Origin of the sequence: Sphaerotilus sp., from assembly GCF_041083715.1 — a bacterium.
In the GTDB taxonomy this organism is placed as follows: Bacteria; Pseudomonadota; Gammaproteobacteria; order Burkholderiales; family Burkholderiaceae_C; genus Sphaerotilus.
Genome location: NZ_JBFPGY010000309.1, coordinates 1 through 6,444 on the forward strand (window position 1 = coordinate 1; position 6,444 = coordinate 6,444).

Genomic DNA, 6,444 nt, shown 5'->3' on the forward strand with positions numbered 1-6,444 from the left:
AGGGCAGCGCCGCGCTCACCATCCGCGCGCCTGCAGCACGGCGTCGATCTGCGCGGCCACCGCCTGCGGCGGCTGCTCCGCGTCCAGCCGCGCCACGCGCGTCCCGTGCGGGCCGTCGGCCGCGAAGCGCTGCGCGTAGCCGGCGCGCACGGCCTCGAAGAACGCGAGTTGCTCGGCCTCGAAGCGGTCCGGTGCCCGCGCGCCTGCGCGGCGGCGGGCCGCTTCCTCCGGGCGCAGGTCGAACCACAACGTCAGGTCCGGCTGGCGCCCGGCCTGCACCCAGGTTTCGAGCTGGGTGAGCATGCCCAGGTCGAAGCCCCGACCGCCGCCCTGGTAGGCGAACGTCGCATCCGTGTAGCGGTCGCACAGCACCACCGCGCCGCGGGCCAGCGCCGGCTCGATCACCGTGCGCAGGTGGTCGCGCCGGGCGGCGAAGACCAGCAGCGCCTCGGTGAGTGGGTCCATCTCGCGCGACAGCAGCAGCACGCGCAGGGCCTCGGCCAGCGGCGTGCCGCCCGGCTCCCGGGTGCGCACGATGTCGTGGCCGGCCGCTCGCCAGCGGGCGGCGATGCGGTCGATCTGGGTGGTCTTGCCTGCGCCGTCGATGCCTTCGGTGGTGATGAAGCAGCCGGCGGGGCTGGGAGGGAACTGGACTGGGCTCAACGTGCGACCTTGCGCTGGTATTTGTCGACGGCCCGATTATGGTCGGCCAGCGTCTCGCTGAACTGGCTGGTGCCGTCGCCGCGTGCAACGAAGTACAGCGCCTTGCTGCTGGCGGGCCGGACCGCGGCCATCAGCGAGTCACGCCCCGGCATCGCGATCGGCGTGGGTGGCAGGCCGGCGCGGGTGTAGGTGTTGTAGGGCGTGTCGGTCTGCAGATCCTTGCGGTGCAGGTTGCCATCGAAGCGCTCGCCGAGTCCATAGATCACGGTCGGGTCGGTCTGCAGCGGCATGCGCACGCGCAGCCGGTTGACAAACACGCTGGCGACCATCGGCCGGTCTTCGGCCCGGCCGGTTTCCTTCTCGACAATGGACGCCAGCGTGAGCAGCTCGTCCGGGGACATCAGCGGACTGTCGGCCTCGCGCTGACTCCAGGCCATCTCGACCCGCTTGCGCATCGCGGCATGGGCACGGCGCAGCACGGCCAGGTCGCTGCTGCCCTTGGCATAGCTGTAGGTGTCGGGAAAGAAGCGCCCTTCCGGCAACAGCCCGGGTGAGCCGAGGGCCGACATGAGTTCTCCGTCGGACAGCGCCGCGGACTCGGCACGCAGTGTCGACGTGCGGGCCAGCTCCGCGCGGATCTGGCGGAAGGTCCAGCCTTCGATCAGGCGCAGTCGGGCCAGCGATTGGTCGCCGTCGACGAGCTTGCGCAGCAGCTGCGCCGGCGAGGTGCCGGGCTGGATCTCGTAGCTGCCGGCACGGATCTGCCGCGACTGACCGGACCAGCGGAACCACTGGTAGAGCATCCACGGCGACACCAGCATGCCGGCGTCGGCGGTGGCCTGCGCCACCTGCCGCGCGGGCTCGCCGGACTCCACCTCCAGGTCGATCGGCGCCTCGGGGCCGCCCATCGGGTGCTGGATCCACCAGTAGCAGCCAGCCAGCAGCATGGCCAGCAACAGCAGACCACTGCCCAGCCAGAGCGTGACCCGGCGCGGCGAGGAACGTCGACCCGGGGTCATCAGAGCGTGAAGTCACAAGGTTGCATGGTGCTGATGATAATGAGCGGATGGACACGACCACTGCATTTCCTGACCAATCCGCTGAACTCCATTCCAGCGGCGCGTGCGCTTTGCCGGACTGGGGCGTCATCCGCGCCATCGGAACCGATGCGGCGACCTTCCTGCACGGACAGCTCAGCAACGACGTCAGCCACCTCGACCTGACGCATGCACGCCTGGGGGCCTATTGCACGCCGCAGGGTCGCATGCTGGCCAGCTTCATCTACGCCCGCGCAGGCACCGACGAGTACTGGCTGGCCTGCAGCGCCGACGTGCTGGCGCCAACGCTCAAGCGGCTGTCGATGTTCGTGATGCGCGCCAAGGCCCGCTTGTCCGACGCCAGCCCAGAGCTGACCGTACTCGGTCTGGTCGGCGCTCCGGCGGCAGCCTGGCTCGGCGCGGATGCACCAGCGCACGCCTGGGACAAGCTGGACCAGAACGGCGCGGTGGTGATCCGCCTGCCCGACAGCGGTCTGGGCGACGCGGCAACCGACCGCTGGCTGTGGATCGGCCCCGCAGTGCAAGCGCAGATGGTGCTCGCCGCCCTGCCCGCGCTGGATGCGGCGCAGTGGCAGCGACTGGAAGTGCGTTCGGGCGTCGTGCCGGTCGTGGCCGCGACGTCCGGGCAGTTCGTGCCACAGATGCTCAATTACGAGCTGGTCGGCGGCGTCGATTTCAAGAAAGGCTGCTACCCGGGCCAGGAGATCGTGGCGCGGAGCCACTATCTGGGCAAGCTGAAGCGGCGTGCCTTTCTGCTGTCGGGGGAAGCCGCCATGGCACCGGCGCAGGAAGTGTTCTGGAGCGAGGACCCGGCCCAGCCAGCCGGTGTGGTCGCTCGGACGGCCATCGACGGCACGCGCCACCTGGCGCTGGTGGAACTCAAGATCGCGGTGACCCGCAGCGGCGGGTTGCATCTGGGGCAGCCGGATGGTCCTGCGCTCCAGATGCTGCCGCTGCCGTACGCCCTGCCACACGATGCCGAAACCGCATGACCATGACCTGCGCCGAGGATGGCGAACACCACGGAGAACTGTACATCTACTACCGCGTGCGACATGCAGACAGCGGGCAGGCCCGGACCGAGATGGCCGCCGCGCACGAGACACTGCGGCAACGGTTCCCAACGCTGGAGAGTCGATGGCTTCAGCGCCTGGAAGATCGTGATGAAATGCTCACTTGGATGGAAATCCATCGCCAGCCAGGGGGGCTTGACGCGCCGACCGTGGCCCATATTTGTGAAATGTTGCTGCCTTGGCCGAGCGTGCGCGTGGGGCCTCGGCATGTCGAAGTCTTTGCCTCACTGCCTGTCCGCGGTGTCCTCTGATGTGCCTTGCCGCCCTCGCCCTTGACCACAGCCGGCGCTTTCCGCTGGTCCTCGCTGCCAACCGCGACGAATTCTTCGAACGGTCCACGGCGCGCCTGGGCTGGTGGACACGCCCGGGCAGCGACACGGAAGTCCTTTCGGGCCGTGATCTGAGCGCAGGCGGCACCTGGTTCGGGCTGACGGCTGCGGGCCGACTCGGGCTGCTGACCAACATCCGTGACCCGTCGCGCCACGATCCGCAGGCCCCCACGCGCGGCGCGATCATCCCCGACTGGCTGACCACCACCGCCAGCCCCGACCGCTTCTGGGTGCGGACCGCGCTCACCGGCCACAACGGTTTCAACCTGATCGCCGCCGACTTTGCCCATGGCGACTGCTGGTGGCTCAGCAGCGCGCGGGCATCGCCCACCCGGCTGGAAGGGGGCGTGTTCGCGCTGTCCAACGGCCACCTGGACGAGCCCTGGCCCAAGGTCCAGCGCCTGAAGCAGCAGCTGAGCGATGCAGTCCTGCAGGCCACGGCCACCGCCACCACCGCGCCTGGCGCCGATGCCCTCGCACAGAGGCTGCTCAACGCGTTGACCGATCCCACGCAGGCCCGCGATGAGGAACTTCCTTCGACCGGCGTGTCACAGGAACTGGAACGGATGCTGTCGCCTGCCTTCATCCGGACACCGGATGGCCGCTACGGCACGCGCTGTTCCACCGTGCTCATCACCGAGCGCATCGGCCGGCACCTGATCACCCAGGTCTACGAGCGCAGCTACCCCGCAGGACCCGGCCTGGCCCTGATGCGCCGGGCCACTCTGAAGGACTGGCCACCGCGCTACCAGACAGAACCGGTGCTGGCCAACGACCACCGTGGCCGCGTGTCGCTGGGCAGCATCGCGTCTCCGGTGTGCGATGCCGCGCTGGATGAACACGACAGCGACATCGATGCTGCCGCCGCACCACCCCGCGTCATCCAGCCACGGGTGCGCAGCCTGCTCAAGCCGGCACGGCCGAAGGCGCCGAAGAACTGAGCGGGCGCACCATCTCGACATGCACGATGCCCGCTTCCTCGAAGTGCGGCCCGTGCTCGACGAAGCCGAAGCGCCTGTAGAAACTGGCCGCGGACAACTGCGCATGCACCACCACCGTGTGGTCGCCCTGCGCAGCCGCTGTGACCATCAGCGCCTCCAGCACCCGCCGCCCGACCGAGCTGCCACGCATCGGCGCGATCACGGCCATGCGGCCCAGCCGCGCCACGCCGGGGGCGTGCTGGAGCAGCCGACCGGTCGCCAGCGGCATGCCCATCCGATTGAGCGCCAGGGCATGCACGGCGCTGTGGTCCGCCTCGTCCAGTTCCAGGTCAAGCGGAATCCCCTGCTCTCGCACGAACACCTCCGCGCGCACGTCCTGGGCCGATACGCCCAGTTCGTTCCAGTGCCCCACCTGCACGTCCAGCATCTCGGCGCCCGCCTCGAAATCCAGCAGCATCTCGCGGAGTTCAGCCGGCACCGGCCGGCTGGATTGCGTGGCGGGATCGGCGAACACATAGACCAGCTCGCCCGTGACCAGCAGTTTTTCCCCGCGGAACACCGCGCAGCGCAGCCGCAGCGAGGTGTTGCCGATCTGCTCGCAGCGGATCGCCACGTCGATCAGGTCGTCATAGCGGGCACTGCCCAAGTAGTCGAGCGTGGCCTTGCGCACGTAGAGGTCGCCGCCCAGCCGCGCCATCGTCGCCTGGTAGGGCAAGGCGAGCGCACGCCAGTAGTCGGACACGGCGGCATCGAAGTAGTTGAGGTAATGCCCGTTGAACACGATCTGCTGCAGATCGACCTCGGACCAACGCACCCGAAGCCGGTGCGAGAAACGATAACTACCGCGCAACGCCATGACCTGATCCTTGGTGAGTTCGCTGGAATGTCAACCAACCATGTTCAAGGATACAGCGCCGCACGCAGCGCATCGGCGATCGCCTGCTGCGCCAGCGCTGCCTCGGGAATCACCCGACCGAGCTTGATGAAGTCATGTGTCACGCCCTTGTACAGCTCCAGCTCGACCGGCACACCCGCCATGCGCAGCGCATCGGCGTAGGCCACGCCCTCGTCGACCAGTGGGTCACATTCGGCCAGGCCGATCCAGGCGGGCGCCAGGCCTGCGTGGTCGTCGGCCAGCAGCGGCGCAAAACGCCAGTCGGTGCGGTGCGTGTGGTCGATGTACTGGTCGAAGAACCAGTCGATCCCCGCCTTTTCTAGCAGAAAACCTTCGGCGTAGCGGGCGTGTGATGCCGTGTCGGCGTGCGCTGTGGTGCCCGGTGTGATGAGCAGTTGCAAAGCGAGCGGCAGGTCTGCATCGCGGGCCATCAACGCCACCACGGCAGCCAGCGTGCCCCCGGCGCTGTCACCGCCGACGGCCAGCCGTGTGCCATCGAGGCCGAGTCTGTCGGCATGGAGTGCCAGCCACTGGAACGCTCCCCAGCTGTCCTCGACCGCAGCGGGAAACCGGTGCTCCGGCGCCAGCCGGTAGTCGAGTGCCACCACCGCCACGCTGCTGCGCAGCGCGATCTGGCGGCACAGGCTGTCGTGCGTCTCCAGGCTGCCGACCGTGAAGCCGCCACCATGCAGATAGAGCAGCACCGGCGGCATGCCCGCCTCGCGGGGCTGCGTGGCGTAGAGCCGCGCTGGCCGTGCGATGCCCGGACCGACCGGCAGCACCACCGTCTCGACCCGCGGCAAGGGGGCGCGTGGCGGCTCCAGCACCTCCGCCGCCGATTCATAGAGCCGACGCGCCTCGACCGCGCCCAGCCTGTGCAGCGGCGACCGGTTCGCCCGGCGGATGCGGTGCAGCAGATCGCGCATCGCTGGCGTGAGTCGGTGGGCGCCCATCAGGAGTTCTCCAGCGGTGTGATGCGGTCCAGCGGGCAGCCATCCTGCAGCCATTGCATGAATTCGTCCGCCAGGCGCTGGCTCTCGGCAACCGAGCGGGCCCAGGCCTGCATGCGCCCGGCGTGGTCGTCGCCCCAGGACTTGAAGTCGCCGCGGTCCGGGATCTTGCCGTGCGGCAGCGTGGCAACCCATGCCGGCTCCGGGGCCAGCACGATCAGGTTGTCGAGCCACGGGGTCGGCCGGTGTCGGCGGCGCAGGCCCTTGTCCAGCCAGCCCGGCACCAGCCGCGGCTGAAAGTGGGGATAGAGCACCAGGCCGCCGGAGTCGGGTGTCGCCGCGATCTCGCGCCAGGGCCAGTGCAGGTGGTAGTCGGTGATGCCACCGTCCCAGTACGCGCCCCGTGGTGCGCCGGGAATGTCGTGGACGGCGTCGAGCCAGAACGGGATCGAACCAGAGCCGAGGATGCTCGGCAGCAGGTTCTCGGGCGTCAGCGCCACGTGGCGGGTCGGCAGATCGTCCAGCGGCAGCGGCA

The 6,444-nt window shown here is 69.2% G+C and carries 8 protein-coding genes; 3 read left to right on the plus strand and 5 right to left on the minus strand.

Annotated elements, in window-relative coordinates; translation table 11 throughout:
* Nucleotides 1–15 precede the first annotated feature (15 nt).
* Both tmk and mltG read right to left on the minus strand, forming a co-directional pair.
* A complete protein-coding gene (tmk, locus tag AB3X43_RS14370) occupies nt 16–663 on the minus strand; it encodes a dTMP kinase (RefSeq protein WP_369430545.1) in 648 nt (215 codons plus the stop codon).
* Nucleotides 660–1,682 (minus strand): endolytic transglycosylase MltG, encoded by a 1,023-nt coding sequence (mltG, locus tag AB3X43_RS14375; protein WP_369430546.1) that lies wholly within the window; start codon nt 1,680–1,682, stop codon nt 660–662. The genes tmk and mltG overlap by 4 nt, the downstream gene beginning before the upstream one ends.
* 47 nt (nt 1,683–1,729) lie before the next feature.
* On the opposite strand from mltG, the gene ygfZ reads away from it, so the two are divergent.
* The 3 genes from ygfZ to AB3X43_RS14390 are packed head-to-tail and all read left to right on the plus strand — an operon-like array spanning nt 1,730 to nt 4,064.
* A complete protein-coding gene (gene ygfZ, locus AB3X43_RS14380) occupies nt 1,730–2,713 on the plus strand; it encodes a CAF17-like 4Fe-4S cluster assembly/insertion protein YgfZ (RefSeq protein WP_369430547.1) in 984 nt (327 codons plus the stop codon).
* A complete protein-coding gene (locus AB3X43_RS14385) occupies nt 2,710–3,045 on the plus strand; it encodes a DUF4936 family protein (RefSeq protein WP_369430548.1) in 336 nt (111 codons plus the stop codon). The genes ygfZ and AB3X43_RS14385 overlap by 4 nt, the downstream gene beginning before the upstream one ends.
* Nucleotides 3,045–4,064 (plus strand): NRDE family protein, encoded by a 1,020-nt coding sequence (locus AB3X43_RS14390; RefSeq protein ID WP_369430549.1) that lies wholly within the window; start codon nt 3,045–3,047, stop codon nt 4,062–4,064. Before AB3X43_RS14385 ends, AB3X43_RS14390 begins: the two co-directional genes overlap by 1 nt.
* On the opposite strand, the gene AB3X43_RS14395 is transcribed toward AB3X43_RS14390, so the two are convergent.
* The 3 genes from AB3X43_RS14395 to AB3X43_RS14405 all read right to left on the minus strand — a co-directional run.
* Nucleotides 4,030–4,920 carry a YbgC/FadM family acyl-CoA thioesterase gene (locus tag AB3X43_RS14395; RefSeq protein ID WP_369430550.1) on the minus strand — a complete coding sequence of 297 codons (891 nt, stop codon included), beginning with the start codon at nt 4,918–4,920 and terminating at the stop codon, nt 4,030–4,032. The genes AB3X43_RS14390 and AB3X43_RS14395 overlap by 35 nt on opposite strands.
* A 44-nt stretch (nt 4,921–4,964) precedes the next feature.
* On the minus strand, nt 4,965–5,912 hold the full coding sequence (locus AB3X43_RS14400) for an alpha/beta hydrolase (RefSeq protein ID WP_369430551.1): 948 nt from the start codon (nt 5,910–5,912) through the stop codon (nt 4,965–4,967).
* Nucleotides 5,912–6,444 (minus strand): patatin-like phospholipase domain-containing protein (locus AB3X43_RS14405; protein WP_473965129.1); only part of this gene is annotated, 533 nt, incomplete at its 5' end. The genes AB3X43_RS14405 and AB3X43_RS14400, both read right to left, overlap by 1 nt.

What these genes read in the sequence shown, in the direction of transcription:
- AB3X43_RS14385 (WP_369430548.1), top strand. Translation starts at nt 2,710, where the DNA reads ATGACCATGACCTGCGCCGAGGATGGCGAACACCACGGAGAACTGTAC.
- mltG (WP_369430546.1), bottom strand. Translation starts at nt 1,682, where the DNA reads ATGACCCCGGGTCGACGTTCCTCGCCGCGCCGGGTCACGCTCTGGCTG.
- AB3X43_RS14400 (WP_369430551.1), bottom strand. Translation starts at nt 5,912, where the DNA reads ATGGGCGCCCACCGACTCACGCCAGCGATGCGCGATCTGCTGCACCGC.
- ygfZ (WP_369430547.1), top strand. Translation starts at nt 1,730, where the DNA reads ATGGACACGACCACTGCATTTCCTGACCAATCCGCTGAACTCCATTCC.
- AB3X43_RS14390 (WP_369430549.1), top strand. Translation starts at nt 3,045, where the DNA reads ATGTGCCTTGCCGCCCTCGCCCTTGACCACAGCCGGCGCTTTCCGCTG.
- AB3X43_RS14395 (WP_369430550.1), bottom strand. Translation starts at nt 4,920, where the DNA reads ATGGCGTTGCGCGGTAGTTATCGTTTCTCGCACCGGCTTCGGGTGCGT.